Genomic DNA, 18,921 nt, shown 5'->3' on the forward strand with positions numbered 1-18,921 from the left:
GGCTACTCGCCCTCCACCGGCACGGCACGGGTGAGCTGATCGACCTCCACGATCCGGCCGTCGGCGGCCAGCCTGCCCACCATGCAGATCTCGGTGGCGGTCGGGCCGGTGGTGCGCAGGGTGGCGTACAGCGTGTAGTGGGCGGCGATGGCGTCACCCGACAGCAGGGCGCGGTGCACCTCCACCCGCACCGACTCGGCATTCTTGCGCGCGGGGCGGGCGTGCGCGACCAGGGCGTGGCGGTTCAGGCGGAAGCCGTCGTTGCGGTAGTCGATGTCGGGTGCGAACCAGCGGTCGACCAGGACAGCGGGATCGTCGGCGCCGAACGCCATCTCCTGGGGATAGGTGGTCAGGTACTCGTACAGATCGGATTCGTTTCGCATGCGGCCCACAGTGCTGGGCCACTCTCATACCGAGCTCACATCCCGCTCATACGGGCGTCCACGCTACTCACCCGGTCCAGGGAGACCACGGTGTTCGCGCGCCGCCGACAGGCATGCTTCGATCACGGCAACGGCCTGGGCGCGGGGGAGCGCCCGGCCACGCTCGTAGACTGCAGTCGCCTCGGCTCCGAGCACTGCGTCCAATTCCGTTCGGAGCGAAACGATGTCGGGATACCGGGCATCGGGCGCACCGCGCAGAGCGTGCCCGGCTCCCAGCGACTCGGCCGCCACCGCGGCCAGTCCGGCCGCCAGACAGGTCCGCGCCACCCCGACACTCACCTCGGCGGCCATCGGCATGTCCCGGATCGCCACCGCATTCGCCCAGGCGTCGGCACAGTGCGCGACCGCCGCACCCACCTGGCCCTCCGCCGCCCGCAAGAAACCCATACGCAGCCCGAACATGGCCCGATACGACCGATCCTCGGTCATGGCCCGATTCAGATCGGCCTCCACGATCCGCAACTGCCGCGCCGACCCGGGCATATCTCCGTCGATCCGCGCGATGTCCGCGGCCAGGAACCGCGCCATCACCGTGTCCCGGGCCGAGAGCGATTCGGCGAGCACCGCATTCAGATCCGTGCGCGCCGCCTCGACCTCACCGGAGTGCAAGCGAATCATGACCAGCCAGATACGCAGTGCGACAGTGCTACCCAGCTCTTCGGCCGCCACCAGGGCAGCCGCCATCGCATCGGCCGCGCCATCGAGATCCCCGAGCGTGGCACGCGCGAACGCCAGATACGTCAGGGCCGTCGATTGCCCCCACCGCTCCCCGGCCTCCTCGAAACACGCAGCCGCAGTGCGCAAGTCCTCATCCAGCCGGGCCACCCCGGATTCATTGGCGTTCAAGAAGGATCGCACCAGCCAGAACATCCCCCGGGTCCACGCATCCGGATGCCCCAGCCACGGTTTCACCAGTGCGAGCCCTGCCTCGATCCGCTCGGCCGTTAATTCCACTAGTGCACATGCCAATTCGACAGACCCATCCCCGCCCGGCTTGTCGAATTCGGACACCGCGGATCCATTGGTGAAATCCCGATGGCCCATGGGATTTTCGAGTGCAGGGGATGTGCCGAAGCGGCCGGCGCCGGTCCAGCGGCGGATGTGGTCGGTGGCCGCGTTCAGTTCGGCCGCCTGGGCGGCCAGCATGGAGTGCAGGGCGAACGCAGCCGCGAGCGGCGGATGGGGCCGGACGGCGGGCAGGTGCAGCACCGGCCGGAGCATGCGGACCGCATCCGCGTGCGCTCCGTGCAGAGCCCAGTACATGCCGAGTGCGGAGCCCAGTCGCGCCGCGGTGTGCGCGTCGCCGGAGTCGTGCGAGAAGCGGAGGGCCGCGAGCAGATTCTCCTGCTCGGCATCGAGGAGGCGCAGCCAAGGGAGCTGATCGCGGCTGCGGAGCCGCGGCTGCGCCCGCTCCGCCAGCGCCAGGTAGTAGGTCGCGTGCGCCGCCCGGGTGGAGTCGAGTTCGCCCCGGGCCGTGAGCTGTGCGAGCCCGTACTCGCGGACCGTTTCGAGCACCCGATAGCGCGGTTGCGGTATCGGCGCACCGGGATTCGACGGATCGGGGATCGGCTCCAGCAGTTGCAACAACGACCGGTCGAGCAGGGCCTCGAGCTCGGCGGCAGCGACGCCGAGCGACTCGGGCGCAGCCTGCGTGAACTGGGTGGCGAAGACGGCAAGACGCGCGAGCGCCGTGCGTTCGGCCTCGCCGAGAAGTTCCCAGTCCCAATCCAATACGGCCCGCAGCGTGCGATGCCGGGGGAGCCCGGTGCGATTGCCGCCTGCCAGCACTGTGAACCTGTCGGCCAGCCGCGCGTGCAACGTGGCCAGCGGCATGACGCGCACCTTCGCGGCGGCCAGCTCCAGCGCCAACGGTAGACCGTCGAGCTGACGGCAGATCTCCGCGATCGTCTCCAGCTCCGGGCCGGACACCGGAAGGTCGGGGCGGACCGCCGTGGCCCGATCGAGAAACAGCCGCACCGCCGGATAGGTAGCGGCGTCCGGTGAGTTCGGCGCCGGCACCGCCAAAGGCGCGGTCTCCCACAGTGTTTCCCCGGTGATCCCCAGCGATTGCCGGCTCGTCGCGAGAATCCGCAGCTCGGGTACACAGCCGAGCAGTTCCCCGGCGAGGTCCGCGACGCCGTCGACGAGATGCTCACAATTGTCGAGCACCAGCAGCGTCGGCGCGGTCGGCAAGGCGTCCGCCAGCAGGCCCACCGGATCCGCCCTCGATGCTTCGAGCCCGCGTGCCATCACCACCCCCAGGCTCGTCGCCACCGCCTGCGGTACATCCGAAACATCGCTCACCGCAGCCAGTTCCGCCACCCCCACCCCACCCGGAAATCGCTCGCCCAACTCCGCGGCGACGGCCATCGCCAACCGGGTCTTCCCCGCCCCGCCCGGCCCCACCAGCGTCACCAGCCGCGCCCGCCCGACCCGCGCCCCGACCTCGGCCAGCTCCCGCTCCCGCCCCACAAAGCTCGTCAACGGCACCCGCAGCCGCCCGGCCCGCCCCCGGCCCAGCGTCTCGCTCCCCGGGCCCGCCCCCGAATCCGGTCGCGCGGTCACCGACGCCCCATGTGCGGCATCGTCGATCGGGGGTTGGGTGCGGGGGAGTTCACCGCGCAGCAGTCGGAGGTGTAGCTCGGCCAGGTCGGGGCCGGGGTCGGTGCCGAGTTCGGCGGCCAGCCGGGTGCGGTAGCCATCGAAGGCGGTCAGGGCGTCGGCGGTGCGGCCCGCGTCGTGCAGGCCGCGAATGTGCAGCAGTCGCAGGCGCTCCCGTAGCGGGTACGCCGCGAGTAGTTCCTCCAGCTCGGTGATCAGGAGTGCATTGCCCGGGCGTACGGCCAGTTCGGCCGCGATCACCGATTCCGTGGCGCTGACGCGGAGCTCCTCCAACCTGGCGGCCGCCGCCGCGGCGAAGGGCAGATCCGCGACATCCGCCAGCGCGGGGCCGCGCCAGAGTGTGAGTCCCTCGCGCAGCAGGGCGATCGAGCGCTCGTGATCACCGCGTTCCCCGCTCACCAGACCGCCGCGCACCAGCCGCTCGAAGCGGTAGGCGTCCACGGACAGCGCCGAGACCTCGAGGCGATAGCCACCCGCGCCCGACCGGATCCTCACCTCGTCCGGCAGGGCGCGCCGGAGACGGGAAACCAGTTCGTGCAGGGCGTGTTCGGGCCGTGCGGGAATCCGCTCCGGCCATACCGCCTCGACCAGCGCGCCCACGCTCACCGGACGTCCGGGGTCCAGAGCCAGCCGAATCAGCAGTCCGCGCAATCGCGTTCCGGCGACCGGCACCGGGCGGTCACCGGCCACTACTTCCAGCGGACCCAGAATCGCGATGCGCACACCGCGAGTCTGACACGCCGCCAACCCGTCTCCGAGTTCCGCTCGACCCCCCGAGCGGCCCGACGCGACGGTCAGTGGATATATAGGACGGGTCAGTGCGCCGTGGACAGCAGGCGGGCTCGCTGACGAGCGTCGTCCTCGGCGCAGGTGGTGGCCAGGGCGTGGCGGCGGTTGGTGCGGACCGCCGCGCTGAAGAGCTGGTATTCGGCCGAGGGGACGCAGACCTCGCGATAGGGATGTCGGTGCCCGGCCCGGCGCTGCGGGCCCGGAATGACCACGCCGCGGCGGGGATCGGGGCCGTCCTCCTGGGAGCGCACCCACTTCTGCATGGTGCGGGAATCGATACTGGGCAGGTATTCCACCGCACGATCCCATTCCAGGCCCTCCACCTGCATCGGATCGGCGACCGCGGTGACGACAACGGCGTATGCCGTACCGACGGTGTTGTCCGCCATTGGATCTACCCCCTGTCCATGCTCGAGATCTCCGGCGTTGCGCGGGGAATGTTCAGGATACGTCGAAAGATCTTGCACTACTGAGTCTTTCGCTGTACCCACAGGTAGTTTGCGGGTACTGCACAGTCTCTGATAGGCCGAATCGGCCAGGTGTCGGCGGAATTCCGGCGTTGTGGCTCCGGTTGCTCCGCGGGTGCGGTAGTGGCGCGAATCACCCCGTGTTCACGCCCCGGAATACCCCCGCCACCCCCTATGTTCAAGTGGTTGCCATATCCACCAAAAATGGCAGCGACCCGAGGAGGACCCGTGCAGTTCGGAATTTTCAGCGTCGGTGACGTGACGATGGACCCCACCACCGGCCGTACCCCGACCGAGGCCGAGCGCATCCAGGCCATGGTCCGCATCGCCCTCAAAGCGGAAGAGGTCGGCCTCGACGTCTTCGCCACCGGCGAGCACCACAACCCGCCGTTCGTGCCGTCCTCGCCGACCACCATGCTCGGCTACATCGCGGCACAGACCGAGAAGCTCGTGCTGTCCACCTCCACCACCCTCATCACCACCAACGACCCGGTGAAGATCGCCGAGGACTTCGCCATGCTGCAGCACCTGGCCGGCGGCCGGGTGGATCTCATGATGGGCCGCGGCAACACCGGACCCGTCTACCCGTGGTTCGGCAAGGACATTCGCGACGGCATCCCGCTCGCGGTGGAGAACTACCACCTGCTGCGCCGCCTGTGGCGCGAACAGCGGGTGGACTGGGAGGGCAAGTTCCGCACCCCGCTGCAGGGCTTCACCGCCACCCCCGCCCCGCTCGACGGCACCCCGCCGTTCGTGTGGCACGGCTCCATCCGCTCGCCCGAAATCGCCGAGCAGGCCGCCTATTACGGTGACGGCTTCTTCCACAACAACATCTTCTGGGACCAGCAGCACACCCGGCAGATGGTGAACCTGTACCGCCGCCGCTTCGAGCACTACGGGCACGGCGCCGCCGAACAGGCCATCGTCGGACTCGGCGGCCAGGTCTTCATGGCCGAGACCGAGGCCGAGGCCAAGCGGATCTTCCGCCCCTACTTCGACAATGCGCCCGTGTACGGGCACGGCCCGTCGATGGAGGACTTCACCGAACTGACCCCGCTCACCGTCGGCACCCCCGAACAGGTCATCGAGCGCACCCTGGGCTTCGCCGACAATGTCGGCGACTACCAGCGGCAGCTGTTCCTCATGGACCACGCCGGCCTCCCGCTGGACATGGTCCTCGACCAGCTCGAGATCCTCGGCAAGGAGGTCGTCCCGGTGCTGCGCAAGGAATTCGAGGCGCGCCGCCCCGCCGGAGTGCCCAGCGATCCGCCCACCCACGCGGCGTTGGTCGCCGCCGGACCGGACGCCCCGCACCACCTGGTCGAGCCCGCCCGCGAGCGCGTGCTCGCCGAAAAGAACTGAGGACGAGCATGAGTCGCAAACTCGTAGTGCTGACCGCCGGGCTCTCACAGCCCTCCTCCACCCGGCTGCTCGCCGACCAGCTCGCCGCCGCGGTCACCGCGGCGGTGGGCGGGCGCGGGGAGAGCCTCGAGGTCGAGGTCATCGAACTGCGGGAACTGGCAAGCGATCTCGCCACCACCATGACCACCGGCGGGCTGCCCACGCCCGCGGTGGCCGCGGCCCGGCAGCGGGTCTCCGACGCCGACGGCATCATCGCGGTGACACCGGTGTTCACGGCCAGCTACAGCGGCCTGTTCAAGATGTTCATCGACGTCCTCGACACCGATGCGCTCAATGGCATGCCGGTCCTGATCGCCGCCACCGCGGGCACCGCCCGGCATTCGCTGGTGCTCGACCACGCCATGCGTCCGCTGTTCACCTACCTGCGGTCCGTGGTGGTACCGACCGGCGTCTTCGCCGCCACCGAGGACTTCGGCTCCACCGGACTGGCCGAGCGCATCCACCGCGCGGCGGCCGAACTGGCCCAGCTCATGGTCGCCGAACCCACAGGCGTCCAGGGCTTTCTGCAGGACGAGCCGGTCCATCGTCGCAGCTCAGGCAATGGCGTCGGCGCGGTGCGCCCGTTCAGCGAGCTGCTGGCCGGGCACGCCGGAGACGGTCGGTAGTCGCACGCCGGAGACGGGCGGTAGTCGATCGGTCGCTGGGTAGCATGAGCGCATGGCCGAGGAAATACTGCCCGCCATCCCGCTCGACTCGTGGCGGCCCACCAAGGAACTTCTGCACCGCTACGCCCAGATCATCGGCAAGGTAGCGCTGGCCAAGGGCATCAGACGCAACCACTGGTGGCACCTGACCTACCGGCTGACCGCCCGCGGCTGGACCACCGTCCCGCTCGGCACCGCAACCGAGGGCCCGGTCTTCACCTGCTCCTTCGACTTCTTCGACCACGTGCTGCGGATCTGCAACGACCGCGGCACGGAGGAGGAGGTCCCGCTCGCGGGCCAGTCGGTGGCGAGCTTCTACGTCGAGGCCATGAACGCGCTGCGCAACCTCGGCGTCGAGGTGGTCCTGGCCCACCCCACCCCCTTCGACCTGCCCGACCACGGCCGGCCCTTCGACGAGGACGAAAAACACCACACCTACGACCCGGCTGCCGCCCGGCGCGCGTTCCACGTACACAGCCAGGTCGGGCGCATCCTGGAAGAATTCAGCGCCACCTACTCCGGCAAGATCAGCCCGGTCCAGCTGTTCTGGCACACCTTCGACCTGTCCGTGCAGCGCTTCTCCGACCGCAAGATCCCGATGCCCGACAGTGTGGATCCGGTCACTCGCGAGGCGTATTCCCGGGAGGTGATCAGCGCCGGATTCTGGTTCGGCGACGACAAGACACCCGCCCCGACCTTCTACTCCTACACCGCGCCCGAGCCCGCCGGACTCAGCGATCGGCCGCTCCGACCGGCCGAGGCCCACTGGGTGGTCTCCGGGTCCGGCCACAACGCCTACCTGCCCTACGACGACGTCCGTACCAGCGCCGACCCCGTCGGCACCGCCCTGGACTTCTTCCAATCCCAATACGAGGCCGGATCGAGTCTCGCGGGCTGGGACGCGGTCGGTCTGGCCTGCAACAATGGCATAACCGACCCCGTGCTCACCTCGCAACGGCTGGGTTGGCCGGAATAACTCGGTGCCTCGAATCGTCTCTCCGACATAGTGTGTTGGAGAGGGAGATGCGGAGGACTCACCATGGGGAGAGGGCCCGTGAGACTTTCGCATGTGGAGAAAAGGGGTCCAGATGCGTGAGCAACGCATACCGAATCCGACGTTGACCGCGTATCGGGAAACCACCTTCACCGCCGGGCCCAGTACCCGTGTCGGCCTGATGGGCGCGCTGGTCCTGGGCAGCGTGATCCTGGTCTGGGCAGCCGAGCGGGCCTCCCGCGAGGGCAATGACCACGGCTGGTTCGTGGCGGTGTCCTTCGCCGGGCTGTTCGTGGCCCGCGGGCTGTACCTGCGCCGGCCCATCACCCTGCCGCACCTCACCTACGCGGCATTGACCCTGGTGGTCTCGAACTTCAGCTATCGCACCGAACACCCGGTGGTCGGCTTCGTCTTCCTCGCCGCCAGCGGCGCCATCCTGGTGCTGCCGCAGGGCAGCAAGCCGCAGCCCGAGCAGCTGCCCCGGGTGGCCGAACTGGTGCGGCGCAGCCAGGGGGATCCGCTGGCCCCCTTCGCGCTGCATTCGTCCAAGACCTACTTCTTCAACGAGAGCGGCTCCGCCGCCATCGCCTACCGGGCCCGGCTCGGAATCGCGGTCGTCTCCGGCGATCCGATCGGCGACCCCGGCCGGTTCCCCGAATTGCTCACCGAATTCTCGCTGTTCGCGGGCGGCCACGGTTGGCGCATCGCGGTCCTGGGCGCCAGCCCGGAGGTCACCGAGATGTGGCAGCGGCGGGCGGTGGACCACCGCGGGCTGCGCGCCATCGCCGTGGGCCGGGACGTGATCGTCCACGTCGACCGCTTCGACATGGTCGGCCGCAAGTACCGCAATCTGCGGCAGGCGGTGAGCCGCACCAAGAACTTCGGCGTCACCACCGAGATCCTCCCCGAGGTCGCACTCACCGAACCCCAGCGCGAGACACTGCTGGCCATCGTCGACGAGTGGGGGAGCGGGCGGCAGACCCGCGGCTTCTCCATGATCCTCGACCACCTGCTCGACGGCCGGCACCCCGGCATGCTGGTGGTGATAGCCCGCGACGCCGACGGCCAGGTGGTGGGATTCCAGCGCTACGGCGCCTCCGGCAACGGCCAGGAACTCAGCCTGGACGTGCCATGGCGGCGGCGCGACGCACCCAACGGGCTCGACGAGCGCATGATCGTGGACCTGGTGGAGTACGCGCGCGAACACGGGATCAAGCGAATCTCGCTGGCCTTCGCGGCGTTTCCGGAGATCTTCGCCGACAAGCACCGGACGCGGACCATGCAGACGGTGTATCTCGCGGTGCGGTTGGGCGATCCGCTCATCCGGCTGGAATCGCTGTACCGATTCCTGCGCAAGTTCAACGCCTTCGGCGATCAGCGCTATGTCCTGATCCGCTGGCGCGAGGTCCTGATCGCCGCGCTGGCACTGCTCACCCTGGAGTTCGTCCCCCACCGCAAGCAGTATTAGCCGCCGACTCTCGTAACTCTCAGGGGCAAGCCCCTGAAACCCCTGGAAGCCGGGTCGGCGTCGCCAGCGCAATTCTCACCGCAGGAAGTCGACCAGGGCGGCGGAGAAGGCGGGGTTGGCGACGGCGGCGAGGTGATCGCCGGGGACCACCACACAGGTGGCATCGGGCAGGGCGGCGGCGAGGCGTTCCGGTTCGGCCGCGAACGGATCGTTGTCGCCCGCCAGCACCAGGGTGGGAATGGTGATGCCGGACAGGGATTCGATCGGGGCCTCACGCAATCCGGCGGCGAGCGTCGCGATGGCCTCGCGGTCCGCGCCCAGGGCGTCGGCCAGGATGCGGAACATGCGAGCCTGGGGGACCGCACCGGAGCCGTCACCGGACATGGCGGTCGTGAGGTCCGCGGCATCGATGACACGCCAATCGATTCCGCCGCAGTCCACCGCGCCGCTGCCGATGCCGCCGATGGCCAGCCGTTCCACCCGTTTATCGGCGCCCGCGACCAGCAGCGAGATGATCGCACCCATCGAATAGCCGGCCAGCGCGACGCGATCCAGCCCGAGCTCGTCGAACAGTGCGCGCAGGTCGTCGGCCATGGCCTGCCACGAGTAGCGGGCCGGGTCGTGCGGCTTCTCGGAGCGGCCGTGGCCGCGCGCGTCCAGCGAGATGACGTGATGGCCCGCCCGCTGCAGCGCCGAGACCACACCCACGCTCATCCAATTGGCATTGGTGTCGGCCACGATTCCGTGCTGCAGCACCACCGGAACGCCCTCGCCCTCCCACACGCGGTAGTTGAGCTCCAAGCCGTCCCAGGTGGTGAATTTCGCCATGGCCGCGATGCTATCGGTGCGATTCGATCATGCGACAGTCTTCGCGCCGATTGCCCGCGGTCCTAGCCCATCCGCGCCATGATCGCGCGCGGCAGCAGCGGCATCACCAATCCCAGCACCCGCCAGGGCCATTCGGGCACGGACGCGCGCACCGCCTCCCGCTCGATGGCGGCCACCATGGAATTCACGCCCTTGTCCAGCGGCACAACCAGTTTCGCGTCCCCGGCCTTGGCCGCCATATCGGTGGCGATGAAACCCGGCTGCACCGTGGTCACCCGGATCGGGGTCCCGCGCAGCTCGATGGCCAGCCCCTCGCCCAGCGCCGTCACGCCCGCCTTGCTGGCCGCGTACGCCGCCTTCTTGCCCGGCAGCCCGCGCACCGCGCTCATCGACGAGATGAGCACCAGGTGCCCGGCCCGCTGCTCGCGGAAGATGCTCATGGCCGCCTCGGCCTGGGCCAGCGCGCTCACGAAGTTGGTGGTGGCGGTGGCGAGATTGGCGTCGGCGCGGCCGGTGCCGATGCGCGCGCCCTTGCCGATCCCGGCATTGACGATGATCCGGTCCAGCCCGCCGAGCTCGGCGCGCAGCTCGTCGAAGACCTTCGGGACAGCGGCGTGATCATCGACGTCCAGCGCGCGCACCGCGACCGTGATCCCCGGGTGCGCGGCCACCAGTTCGTCGCGCAGCTGCTCGAGGTTCGAGACCCGTCGCGCGCACAGCGCCAGATCCCGTCCCCGACGCGCGAATTCGCGGGCCATACCCGCGCCCAATCCGGAGCTGGCGCCGGTGATGAGAATCTTCCACCTGGTCATGCGGCCACCCTAGCCGTGGGATGCGCTCGGAAGGGGTCTCGGACAAGCCCCCGAAACCCCTTCCGAACCGTGGTCACCCGAACGAGCCCGTACTGGGCCGCGCGGGCTGCAGATGCCAGGTCCCGCAGTTCTCGGTCGAGAACCCCACATCGGTCGCCTTGATCTCCACCGTGATCGGCTTCGTCCGGGTGAAGTCGCTGGCGATGATGTAGTAGTTCGGGTCCGGGTAGTCGCCCGGCTGCTGGACCTTCCACAGCCGCCGCCAGAAGCACGCGCCGGCGCCCGGATCCGGCGTCCCGTCGCCGATATACGTGCCCGGCTTGATATCCACATTGACCAGATACGTCCCGTCCACCGTGATATCGGTGGCCGGTTCGGCGGCCGCAATTCCGGTTGCGGCCATTGTCAGCGCGGAAGCGAATGCTCCCGCGACCATGAGCGCGCCTGCACGCACGGTGTTCCTCCCTGAGCAGCTCACTGCACCGCACGGTTCCCGGCGTGCGGCGTCGGGAGAGATCCCCGCATCTCCCGGGGGAGGGTCTATCAGAGATTGCGGTCTGTTTTCGGGAAATCGGGAGGTTTCGGAGAATTCACAAACTCGAGCGATGCTCTTTCGGCTCCCGCGACGATATTCAAGCATGGGAAGTCTTCGCCCGGTCAGCACCGGATGCGCCGACCACTGCGCTCGGCTGTGCACCGACGCGGGCCTGGCGGCCGTCCTGGCCGCCGACCGCGGCCTGTTGCACTGGCGGGCCATCAGCCGCCTCGGCGACCCGGGCCTCGCCGAACACGCCGTGCAGGAGACCCTGCTGCGGGCGTGGCGCGCCTGCGCCAGCTACGACCCGGATCGGGGCAGCGTGCGCACCTGGCTGCTCACCATCGAACGCAATGTGCTCATCGATACCGCCCGCTTCCGGGCCGCCCGCCCCGGCGACACCAGCTGGGACCAGATCGGGGAGCAGGCCGAGAACCGCTGCCCCCGCCCCGACTTCACCGAGGCGCTGACCGACGGGCTGCTGGTCGCCGACCTGCTGGACCAGCTGCCGCCGCCGCAGCGCGACGCCATTGTGCAGGTGATCCTGCGGGATCGCGCCTACCAGGATGTGGCCGCCGACCTGGGCATACCGGTCGGCACCGTCAAGACTCGGGTGCACTACGCCCTGCGCTCGCTGCGCCGATTGCCGATCAGCGCGTGACCCGACGCGGGAGGGGGTAGTTTCCGGGCGGCCGCAGGCATGTCGCGGATGGGTGAACCCACAGACCCCTCCACACGTCGAACAAGCAGCGGCCGATCCACATCGGCTCGGCCCCGAGCGAGGAGTTACCGATGACCGACACCACCCCGGCCCCCGGCGGGTTCCGCATGGACCGCCGGACCGCCCTGGCCACCACCGCGGTCGCCGCGACCGCGCTCACCGTGGCCGGTTGCAGCAGCACCTCCGACAAATCGGCCTCGGCGGCACCCAATCCGGCCCCCGCCAAGAACGACCCGGCCGCCGCCAAGAAACAGGGCAATGTTCTGGCCAGTACCAGCGACGTTCCGGTCGGCGGCGGCATCATCAGCGGTGACACCGTGATCACCCAGCCCGTCGCCGGCACCTTCGACGGGTTCTCGTCCACCTGTACCCACCTGGGCTGCAAGGTGAATGCCGTCGAGGGCGGCCTGATCAAGTGCCCGTGCCACGGCAGCACATTCAACCTGGACGGCACGGTCGCCGGCGGTCCCGCGCCGCGCGCGTTGGACCCCAGGGCCATCCGCGTCGACGGGGATCAGATCGTCTCGGCCTGATCTCACCCGTCATCGAGCTCGACGCCAGGGAGAGCGTCGAGCCGCCCCGAGCTCGGCTCCGGGCGTGTCGAGCTACCTGCTCTCAGCACCGACCTGACCGCCCCCGCACGCCTCGAGCTGCGGGGGCGGATTCCGTCCGGGCGCGTCGCCCGGGTGGGGGCTGCGAAGTGCGGGATAGTGGGCGCAGTGGTCTTTTGCCCATTGCGGCCGGTTGCGCCCAGGATGGTGATTTTCGGACGTCTGACCACTGGTAACGGTTCCATCACGAAGCTTGCCAGAAAGTAACTGGTGTTGCCAGAGTGAACAGCTGGGTCTGGTGTTACTAGTGGGAAGGGAGGGGCGCTCCGCCCCGAGCGCCGTCCGCTTATGAAGCCAAGCATCACTAAGGCCGGAATCTGCACCGCCGTCACCGCCGCGGCGATCACCACCGTGGCCGGGATCGTCCCGGTCGCCGCCCTGGCCGCGCCCGCGCTGCCGGAGCTGCCCCAGAAGCTCGCCGGGAAGACCATCTTCCTGGACCCGGGCCATCAGGGCGACAATCACACTCAGGATGAGAACAAGCAGGTCAGCGATGGTCGCGGTGGCACCAAGGCGTGCCAGACCACCGGTATGACCAGCCTGCACGGCATTGCCGAGCACACCATCAACTGGAATGTCGCGCAGCTGGTGCGCACCTCGCTCGAGGGCCTGGGCGCGCACGTGGTCATGAGTCGCCCCGACGACACCGGCTGGGGTGGCTGCATCGACGATCGGGCCAAGGCCGCCAATGCCTCCGGCGCCGATATCGCCCTCAGCATCCACGCCGACAGCGGTCCTGCCGACGGGCACGGCTTCCACCTCATCGTGCCGGCGTTGCCCGTCGCCGACGCCAAGGTCAACGAGGTGCAGGGCGGCGCCGGGCTGACCGCCAGCAAGGCGATGCGAGATACCTACGTGCAGAGCGGGTATCAGGTCGCCACCTACAACGGGGCGGTCGACGGACTTCAGACCCGCTCCGACATCGCCGGGCCCGCGCTGACCACCGTGCCGGACGTATTCCTCGAAATGGGTAACGGCGCCAATGCCGAGGACGCGCAGCAGCTGGAATCCCCCGAGGGACAGCTCAAGCACGCCGTCACCATCACCACCGGGATCGCGTCCTACCTGCTAGGCGTGCCGGTGCCCGCCGACGCCGGGCCGGCGTCCGAGCCGGGAACGCAACCGGGACAACAGGTTCCGGCACAGCCCGCCGAGCCGCAGCCGCAGCCCGCGCGGGCCCCCGTCCCGGCGCCGGCGCCGCAGGCCGGCGCTCCTGTGGAGCCGAATCCGGCTGCGGCACAACAGAATCCTGCTGCGGCGCAGACACCGCAGGCGGCGGTTCCGCAGGCGCAGCCGGCCGTGGTGCCGGCTCAGGCGCCCCAGGCCGCTGTTCCGGCGGCGCCGGCCCAGGCGGGACAGACCCCGGCGCAACCGGAGCCGACGCCTGCTCAGCAGGGGCAGGCGTCGACGTTCCCGGCGCAGCTTCCCGGGTATGCGGCGGCGCCTGCACCGTTGCAACTGAATCCGGCTCCGGCGCCACAGAATCCGGCTCCTGCGCAGCAGCCGGGTGAAGCGGCGCTCGAGGGCAGTCTGCAGGTCGCCCAGCAGCTCGCCGATCAGTTCCTGAAGACCTGGCAGCAGTCGCAGACGCCGGGTACCCAGCCGCAGGCCGCGCCGCAGCCGGGCACGCCGCCGCAGACCGGCGCCCAGCCGCAGGCGGCGCAGCCCGCACCGCCGGCGCAGACCAAGCCCGTCGCGCGGCCGATCGCGGATCAGCTTGCGCCGCAACGACAATCGCCGGGCACTACGGGCGGTCAGGGGACTCCGGCCACGCCGGCCGTCCCGGGTACGCAGTCGACCCCGGGCGTGCAGGCCCCGGGTGCGCAGGCTCCGGGTGCGCAGGCCCCGGCTGCCCAGGTTCCGGGTGCGCAGGCCCCGGCGACCGACAAGAATTCCAAAACCACTCGGCTGGACGGGATTTCCGTGAGTTCGCTGGTGCAGCTGGCCGTCAAGTTCCTCGGCCCGCTCGCCAAGATGCTCACGGGCGATTCCGGTCTCGCTTCCGACGCGGTCAACCTGGCCTACAGCCTCGTGTCGGTGCTGACCAGCACGTTGCTGAGCACGGCCACCAAGTAGTCCGTATCAGTGCGGTATGAATCATCAGTGCGGTACGAATCGCCCCCGCTCCGAATCCTCCGGAGCGGGGGCGATTTTCGTCCACATCGACCCCATTCGAACCGCTCGGCATCCGGTGTGCCGTATCGGGCGAACAGCCGACATTGGGGCAAACATTCCGCGATCCGAGCGCGCGCGGGGGTAGCTCGCCATCGACTGCCTGGACAGCGTGGTCGTGGCAGCTCACCGGCGCACGAGCGGACAACCTCGTGTCCGGTGGTTGGCAAGCATCCGGCGCAGGAGTTGCATGAATTCGGGTCGGGTCGGACGGCCGGCGTAATCGACTCATCGATCGAGGTGGATGATGGCGCTCGGTGTGGGTTTGAGTATCGGCACGGTGAATACGGTCTGTTCCACGGCGGCGGATCGATCCGGAAAGCTTCCGCACGGCCGTCGGGGTGCGCCTCCGGCCACCTGGCGCACCACCCTCACCTTCGACAGTTCGGGCACCGCTCGGGTCGGCCGCATTCCCCGGCACGGGCGGGTCATCACCGAATTCGCGGACCTCACCCAGCGGGGGGCTCCGGTCGCGCGGGTCGGGCATCGGGCGCTGTCGGCCGCGGATCTGGTGGCGACGGTGGCCTGCAGCGTGGTGGCGGAGGTGCTGGGGCAGGCGCCGGCGGGGCCGCTGGGCGCCGGTGACACGGGAATCGCGGTGACCCATCCGGCCGGATACCCCGCCGCCCTGGTGGCCGAGTTGCGCACCGCCCTCGACGGCGTCGGCCTCACCCGGGCCACCCTGGTGGCCGAGCCGATCGCCGCCGTGTCCTGGCTGGCTGCCGAACGGGGGCCGCTCACACCGGGTTTGGCGCTGGTCTACGACCTCGGCGGGTCCGGGCTGGATGTCACGCTGCTGCGGGTGGGCATGGGCGCGCCGAGCAATCCCATCGTCGGATCATCGCTGCACTCGGTCGAATTCGGGGGCCGGGCCTTCGGGGACCTGGTGGCGCGCACACTGCGGCGCACGGCCGGATCCCAGGTGGTGCCGCGCGGGCTCTCGGACGCCGATTCGGGCGAGTTGCGCAGCGAGCACATTCGCCGTTCGCTGGCGCTGGTCTACCGGTGCCTGCGCATCGCGGACGTCACCATGGCCGATGTGGATCGGATCCTGGTGGTCGGCGGCGCGGCGCGGCCGCCGGAGGTGGCGCAGGTGCTCGCCAAGGAGCTGGCGCGTCCGGTGATGGTGGCCTCCGATCCGGAGCGCACGATCGCCGATGGCGCTGCCATCGCGGCCCGGCAGGCGCTGATCGCCCAGGGTTCGGGGAGCCATCGGCCTCGTTCACTGACGGGTCTGTTCCGGCGCGTCACCAGGGTGGCAGCGCTCTGAAGTGATCATTTGTCCTGCTACTCGCCGGTTCGCCGCGGCCTCGCGTGCTAATCGGCGCTAACTCGTGCAAGCATCTTGCGAACGGGCTGTTGACGCCCCTCCTGTTTGGTGTAACTATGGGATACACATAACGCCACTGACTGGAGAGGTGACGACGATGTCTCCGACCACGACCCCCCTTGACGACCCCGTGGTTGCCGAAGCTCAGGAGTACGCCAACAAGCTGCTGCTGCTCTCGGAAGGGTCGGTGAACAAGCACTTCGACCCCTACGAGGACATCGACTGGGACAACCCCGACTTCGACGCCAACGCCCGCCCCGAGCGCTGGATCCTGCCGGAGTCCGCGGACCCCCTCGGCCGCCACGACTGGTACCAGTCGCTCACGGTGGAGCGGCAGATCGAGGTAGGCAAGTACCGGCAGGCCAATATCGCCAAGGTCGGCCTGCAGTTCGAGTCCATCCTGATCAGCGGCATGGTGAACCACACCTTCTCGCTGCCCAACGGTGACGCGGAGTTCCGCTACTGCACCCACGAGATGGCCGAGGAACTCAACCACACCCTGATGTTCCAGGAGATGGTGAACCGCATCGGCGCGGACGTCCCGGGCATGGGCCCGCTCGTCCGGCAGCTGCGCCTGTTCGGCGTGCCGGTCGCCATCGCGTTCCCCAACCTGTTCTTCATGGCCGTGCTCGCCGGCGAGGAGCCGATCGACCACATCCAGAAGCAGATCCTGCGCTCGGGTGAGGAGGTGCACCCGATCATGCGCGGCGTCATGAGCATTCACGTCGCCGAGGAGGCGCGCCACATCTCCTTCGCGCACGAGTTCCTCAAGCATCACGTGCCGGAGCAGAACGCGGCCAACCGCTTCATCCTCTCGATCGCCATGCCGATCGTCATGTTCATCCTGGGCCGCTCCATCGCGACCCCGCCGAAGAAGTTCTTCCAGGAGTTCGACATTCCGGAGCAGGTGCGCAAGGAGCTGTTCTACGGCTCCAAGGAGGCCAAGCAGGTCTTCAGCGACTACTTCATCGACGTGCGCGCGCTGGCCCACGAGATCGGCCTGATGAACCCGATCTCCAAGCGGGTCTGGAAGCTGCTCGGCGTCGACGGCCCGGCCTCGCGCTACCGCTCGGAGCCGATCCGCTCCGGCAAGGCCGCGTAGGGGAGGGGGACGTACAGTGCCGTACGTTGTCACCCAATCCTGTTGCAGCGACGCGTCCTGCGTCTACGCCTGCCCGGTCAACTGCATCCATCCGACCCCGGACGAGCCGGACTTCCTGACCGCGGAAATGCTCTACGTCGACCCGCAGGCCTGCGTGGACTGCGGGGCGTGCGCCACTGCGTGCCCGGTGGACGCCATCACGTCGTCGAAGAAGCTGGCTTCCGAGCAGCTGCCGTTCATCGAGATCAATGCCGACTTCTACCGGCAGGAGCGGCCGCGGCCGCTGCTGGCGCAGCCGATTCCGGCCGCGGAGGTCAAGCCCGGGCGGGAGCCGCTGCGGGTGGCGGTCATCGGCTCCGGGCCCGCGGCCATGTACGCGGCCGACGAACTGCTCACGCAGCCCGGTGTTTCCGTGACCGTGTTCGACAAGGTGACCACGCCCTACGGCCTGGCCCGCTTCGGTGTCGCGCCCGATCACACCAAGACTCGCAAGGTCGGGGACCTCTTCGACGTGATCTCGGCGCAGCCGGGCTTCGGGTCCTACCTGAATGTGAATGTGGGACAGCATGTCTCGCACGAGGAGCTGCTGGCGCACCACCACGCGGTGATCTACGCGGTCGGTGCGTCCTCGGACCGCAAGCTCGGGATTCCGGGGGAGGGGCTGCCGGGCAGTACCTCCGCCACCGACTTCGTGGCCTGGTACAACGGGCACCCGGATCAGGCGGGCCGGTTCTTCGACCTGTCGCACCGGCGCGCGGTGATCGTGGGCAACGGCAATGTGGCGCTGGACGTCGCGCGGATTCTCACCGCCGATCCGGAACTGCTGGCCGGCACCGATGTCTCGCAGCGGGCGCTGAACGCCCTGCGGCGCAGCAATATCGAGGAGGTGGTGATCCTCGGGCGGCGCGGTCCGGCCGAATCCGCCTTCACCGTGCCGGAATTCGTGGGCCTGCTGGGCGCGGATGTCGACATCGTGGTCGAGGGTGAGATTCCCGAGATCGTCGAGGGCATGTCGCAGAAGGTCGAGCACAAGCTGAAGCTGTTGCGCGGCTTGGCGGATCGGCCCGTGGGCGGTCGCAAGCGTATCGTCTTCCGGTACCTGTCGGCGCCGGTCGCGATCGCGGGCGTGGACCGGGTGACCGGGGTCGAGGTGGTGCGCAACGAGCTCGTCACCGGCGATGACGGTGCGGTGCACGCGGTCCCGACCGGGGAGATCGAGACCCTCGACGCCGGACTGGTGCTGACCTCGGTGGGCTACCGGGGTGTGGCCCTGCCGGGCGTACCGTTCGACGAGCGGGCCGGGGTCATCCCGAATCTGGACGGCCGGGTGCTCGAGGAGTCCGGCGGCTCGGTGGTGCCGGGTGCCTATGCCACCGGCTGGATCAAGCGCGGTCCGACGGGGTTCATCGGCACCAACAAGTCCTGCGCGCAGCAGACCGTGCGTCAGCTGGTGGACGACTTCAATGCCGGCCGCCTGGCGCAACCGGCGCACAGCGCAGGCGATTTCGACCGACTGGTCGGTGAGCGTCAACCGCACGCCATCCGTGGCGGCGCGGTCAACCGCCCCCGTCGCAAGCTTTCCCTGATGGTGCGCCGCTGACCCACCCCGGTCAGCGCCGCCCATGAAGGCCGTCGCACGCCAACCCCCTGCGCGTGCGGCGGCTTTCGCCGTTTCGTCCCTTTTGTGGCCGGTCTTCCCCTGCCTCGGTGGGCTTCTCGTATTAACGGTAATGACTTTTTGTGCTGGGCAACGTATCCGGTCGCGCTCCGGCTGCGAATTTTCGTGGGTGGAGCGGAGGCACTGTACCGATGTTGTTGTGCGAGTTGTAATGCTGTGTTTGCTCGCTGCGACATCTGCGGTAGTAGAGAAGATTTCATTGCGAATCACGGACGGTAAAGCGGCTCGCGTGGGGTAATCCGGGGCAGCTACCGACCAGTGATCGGAAGTCCACACCCCCGTA

The 18,921-nt window shown here is 69.1% G+C and carries 16 protein-coding genes; 10 read left to right on the forward strand and 6 right to left on the reverse strand.

Annotated elements, in window-relative coordinates:
• Positions 1 to 2: 2 nt before the first annotated feature.
• The 3 genes from ACFXIV_RS13980 to ACFXIV_RS13990 form a co-directional block, all read right to left on the reverse strand.
• Positions 3 to 383: a nuclear transport factor 2 family protein gene (locus ACFXIV_RS13980; protein WP_379399324.1), complete on the reverse strand. Its 381-nt coding sequence runs from the start codon at positions 381 to 383 to the stop codon at positions 3 to 5.
• A 63-nt stretch (positions 384 to 446) separates the two neighbouring features.
• Positions 447 to 3,788: a BTAD domain-containing putative transcriptional regulator gene (locus ACFXIV_RS13985; RefSeq protein ID WP_379399323.1), complete on the reverse strand. Its 3,342-nt coding sequence runs from the start codon at positions 3,786 to 3,788 to the stop codon at positions 447 to 449.
• Positions 3,789 to 3,880: 92 nt separating this feature from the next.
• Entirely contained in the window at positions 3,881 to 4,243 is a 363-nt protein-coding gene (locus ACFXIV_RS13990) for a hypothetical protein (RefSeq protein ID WP_379399322.1), read from the reverse strand.
• 306 nt (positions 4,244 to 4,549) lie between these two features.
• Between ACFXIV_RS13990 and ACFXIV_RS13995 the strand changes: the two genes are divergently transcribed.
• From ACFXIV_RS13995 to ACFXIV_RS14010, 4 genes are all read left to right on the forward strand, one after another.
• A complete protein-coding gene (locus tag ACFXIV_RS13995; protein WP_379399321.1) occupies positions 4,550 to 5,683 on the forward strand; it encodes an LLM class flavin-dependent oxidoreductase in 1,134 nt (377 codons plus the stop codon).
• 8 nt (positions 5,684 to 5,691) lie between these two features.
• Positions 5,692 to 6,348: an FMN reductase gene (locus ACFXIV_RS14000; RefSeq protein WP_379378829.1), complete on the forward strand. Its 657-nt coding sequence runs from the start codon at positions 5,692 to 5,694 to the stop codon at positions 6,346 to 6,348.
• A 52-nt stretch (positions 6,349 to 6,400) separates the two neighbouring features.
• Positions 6,401 to 7,363, forward strand: a complete 963-nt coding sequence (locus tag ACFXIV_RS14005) for a DUF5996 family protein (protein ID WP_379399320.1) — start codon at positions 6,401 to 6,403, stop codon at positions 7,361 to 7,363.
• A 112-nt stretch (positions 7,364 to 7,475) separates the two neighbouring features.
• Complete coding sequence (locus ACFXIV_RS14010) at positions 7,476 to 8,849, forward strand: bifunctional lysylphosphatidylglycerol flippase/synthetase MprF (RefSeq protein ID WP_379399319.1); 1,374 nt, start codon at positions 7,476 to 7,478, stop codon at positions 8,847 to 8,849.
• A gap of 75 nt (positions 8,850 to 8,924) precedes the next feature.
• Here ACFXIV_RS14010 and ACFXIV_RS14015 read toward each other — a convergent pair whose 3' ends face one another.
• The 3 genes from ACFXIV_RS14015 to ACFXIV_RS14025 all read right to left on the reverse strand — a co-directional run bounded on the left by ACFXIV_RS14015 (position 8,925) and on the right by ACFXIV_RS14025 (position 10,943).
• Positions 8,925 to 9,677 carry an alpha/beta fold hydrolase gene (locus tag ACFXIV_RS14015; RefSeq protein ID WP_379399318.1) on the reverse strand — a complete coding sequence of 251 codons (753 nt, stop codon included), beginning with the start codon at positions 9,675 to 9,677 and terminating at the stop codon, positions 8,925 to 8,927.
• A gap of 62 nt (positions 9,678 to 9,739) precedes the next feature.
• Positions 9,740 to 10,489, reverse strand: coding sequence for an SDR family oxidoreductase (locus ACFXIV_RS14020; RefSeq protein ID WP_379399317.1), 750 nt, complete (start codon positions 10,487 to 10,489; stop codon positions 9,740 to 9,742).
• A 73-nt stretch (positions 10,490 to 10,562) separates the two neighbouring features.
• Complete coding sequence (locus tag ACFXIV_RS14025) at positions 10,563 to 10,943, reverse strand: hypothetical protein (RefSeq protein ID WP_379399316.1); 381 nt, start codon at positions 10,941 to 10,943, stop codon at positions 10,563 to 10,565.
• 184 nt (positions 10,944 to 11,127) lie between these two features.
• Between ACFXIV_RS14025 and ACFXIV_RS14030 the strand changes: the two genes are divergently transcribed.
• The 6 genes from ACFXIV_RS14030 to ACFXIV_RS14055 all read left to right on the forward strand — a co-directional run bounded on the left by ACFXIV_RS14030 (position 11,128) and on the right by ACFXIV_RS14055 (position 18,560).
• Complete coding sequence (locus ACFXIV_RS14030; protein WP_379399315.1) at positions 11,128 to 11,685, forward strand: sigma-70 family RNA polymerase sigma factor; 558 nt, start codon at positions 11,128 to 11,130, stop codon at positions 11,683 to 11,685.
• A gap of 131 nt (positions 11,686 to 11,816) precedes the next feature.
• On the forward strand, positions 11,817 to 12,278 hold the full coding sequence (locus ACFXIV_RS14035; protein ID WP_379399314.1) for a ubiquinol-cytochrome c reductase iron-sulfur subunit: 462 nt from the start codon (positions 11,817 to 11,819) through the stop codon (positions 12,276 to 12,278).
• A gap of 366 nt (positions 12,279 to 12,644) precedes the next feature.
• Positions 12,645 to 14,432, forward strand: a complete 1,788-nt coding sequence (locus ACFXIV_RS14040) for an N-acetylmuramoyl-L-alanine amidase (protein ID WP_379399313.1) — start codon at positions 12,645 to 12,647, stop codon at positions 14,430 to 14,432.
• Between the two features lie 343 nt (positions 14,433 to 14,775).
• Entirely contained in the window at positions 14,776 to 15,798 is a 1,023-nt protein-coding gene (locus ACFXIV_RS14045; RefSeq protein WP_379399312.1) for an Hsp70 family protein, read from the forward strand.
• 157 nt (positions 15,799 to 15,955) lie between these two features.
• Complete coding sequence (locus tag ACFXIV_RS14050; protein WP_379399311.1) at positions 15,956 to 16,960, forward strand: diiron oxygenase; 1,005 nt, start codon at positions 15,956 to 15,958, stop codon at positions 16,958 to 16,960.
• Positions 16,961 to 16,976: 16 nt separating this feature from the next.
• Positions 16,977 to 18,560, forward strand: coding sequence for an FAD-dependent oxidoreductase (locus tag ACFXIV_RS14055; protein ID WP_379399310.1), 1,584 nt, complete (start codon positions 16,977 to 16,979; stop codon positions 18,558 to 18,560).
• The last annotated feature ends 361 nt before the right edge of the window (positions 18,561 to 18,921 follow it).

This window comes from Nocardia sp. NPDC059236 (assembly GCF_042754085.1).
In the GTDB taxonomy this organism is placed as follows: domain Bacteria; phylum Actinomycetota; class Actinomycetes; order Mycobacteriales; family Mycobacteriaceae; genus Nocardia.

Excerpts from the sequence above, each read along its gene's own strand:
- ACFXIV_RS14040 (WP_379399313.1), top strand. The coding sequence starts at position 12,645 with ATGAAGCCAAGCATCACTAAGGCCGGAATCTGCACCGCCGTCACCGCC.
- ACFXIV_RS14005 (WP_379399320.1), top strand. The coding sequence starts at position 6,401 with ATGGCCGAGGAAATACTGCCCGCCATCCCGCTCGACTCGTGGCGGCCC.
- ACFXIV_RS13990 (WP_379399322.1), bottom strand. The coding sequence starts at position 4,243 with ATGGCGGACAACACCGTCGGTACGGCATACGCCGTTGTCGTCACCGCG.
- ACFXIV_RS14035 (WP_379399314.1), top strand. The coding sequence starts at position 11,817 with ATGACCGACACCACCCCGGCCCCCGGCGGGTTCCGCATGGACCGCCGG.
- ACFXIV_RS14010 (WP_379399319.1), top strand. The coding sequence starts at position 7,476 with ATGCGTGAGCAACGCATACCGAATCCGACGTTGACCGCGTATCGGGAA.
- ACFXIV_RS14030 (WP_379399315.1), top strand. The coding sequence starts at position 11,128 with ATGGGAAGTCTTCGCCCGGTCAGCACCGGATGCGCCGACCACTGCGCT.
- ACFXIV_RS14015 (WP_379399318.1), bottom strand. The coding sequence starts at position 9,677 with ATGGCGAAATTCACCACCTGGGACGGCTTGGAGCTCAACTACCGCGTG.
- ACFXIV_RS14000 (WP_379378829.1), top strand. The coding sequence starts at position 5,692 with ATGAGTCGCAAACTCGTAGTGCTGACCGCCGGGCTCTCACAGCCCTCC.
- ACFXIV_RS14045 (WP_379399312.1), top strand. The coding sequence starts at position 14,776 with ATGGCGCTCGGTGTGGGTTTGAGTATCGGCACGGTGAATACGGTCTGT.
- ACFXIV_RS14050 (WP_379399311.1), top strand. The coding sequence starts at position 15,956 with ATGTCTCCGACCACGACCCCCCTTGACGACCCCGTGGTTGCCGAAGCT.
- ACFXIV_RS14020 (WP_379399317.1), bottom strand. The coding sequence starts at position 10,489 with ATGACCAGGTGGAAGATTCTCATCACCGGCGCCAGCTCCGGATTGGGC.
- ACFXIV_RS13980 (WP_379399324.1), bottom strand. The coding sequence starts at position 383 with ATGCGAAACGAATCCGATCTGTACGAGTACCTGACCACCTATCCCCAG.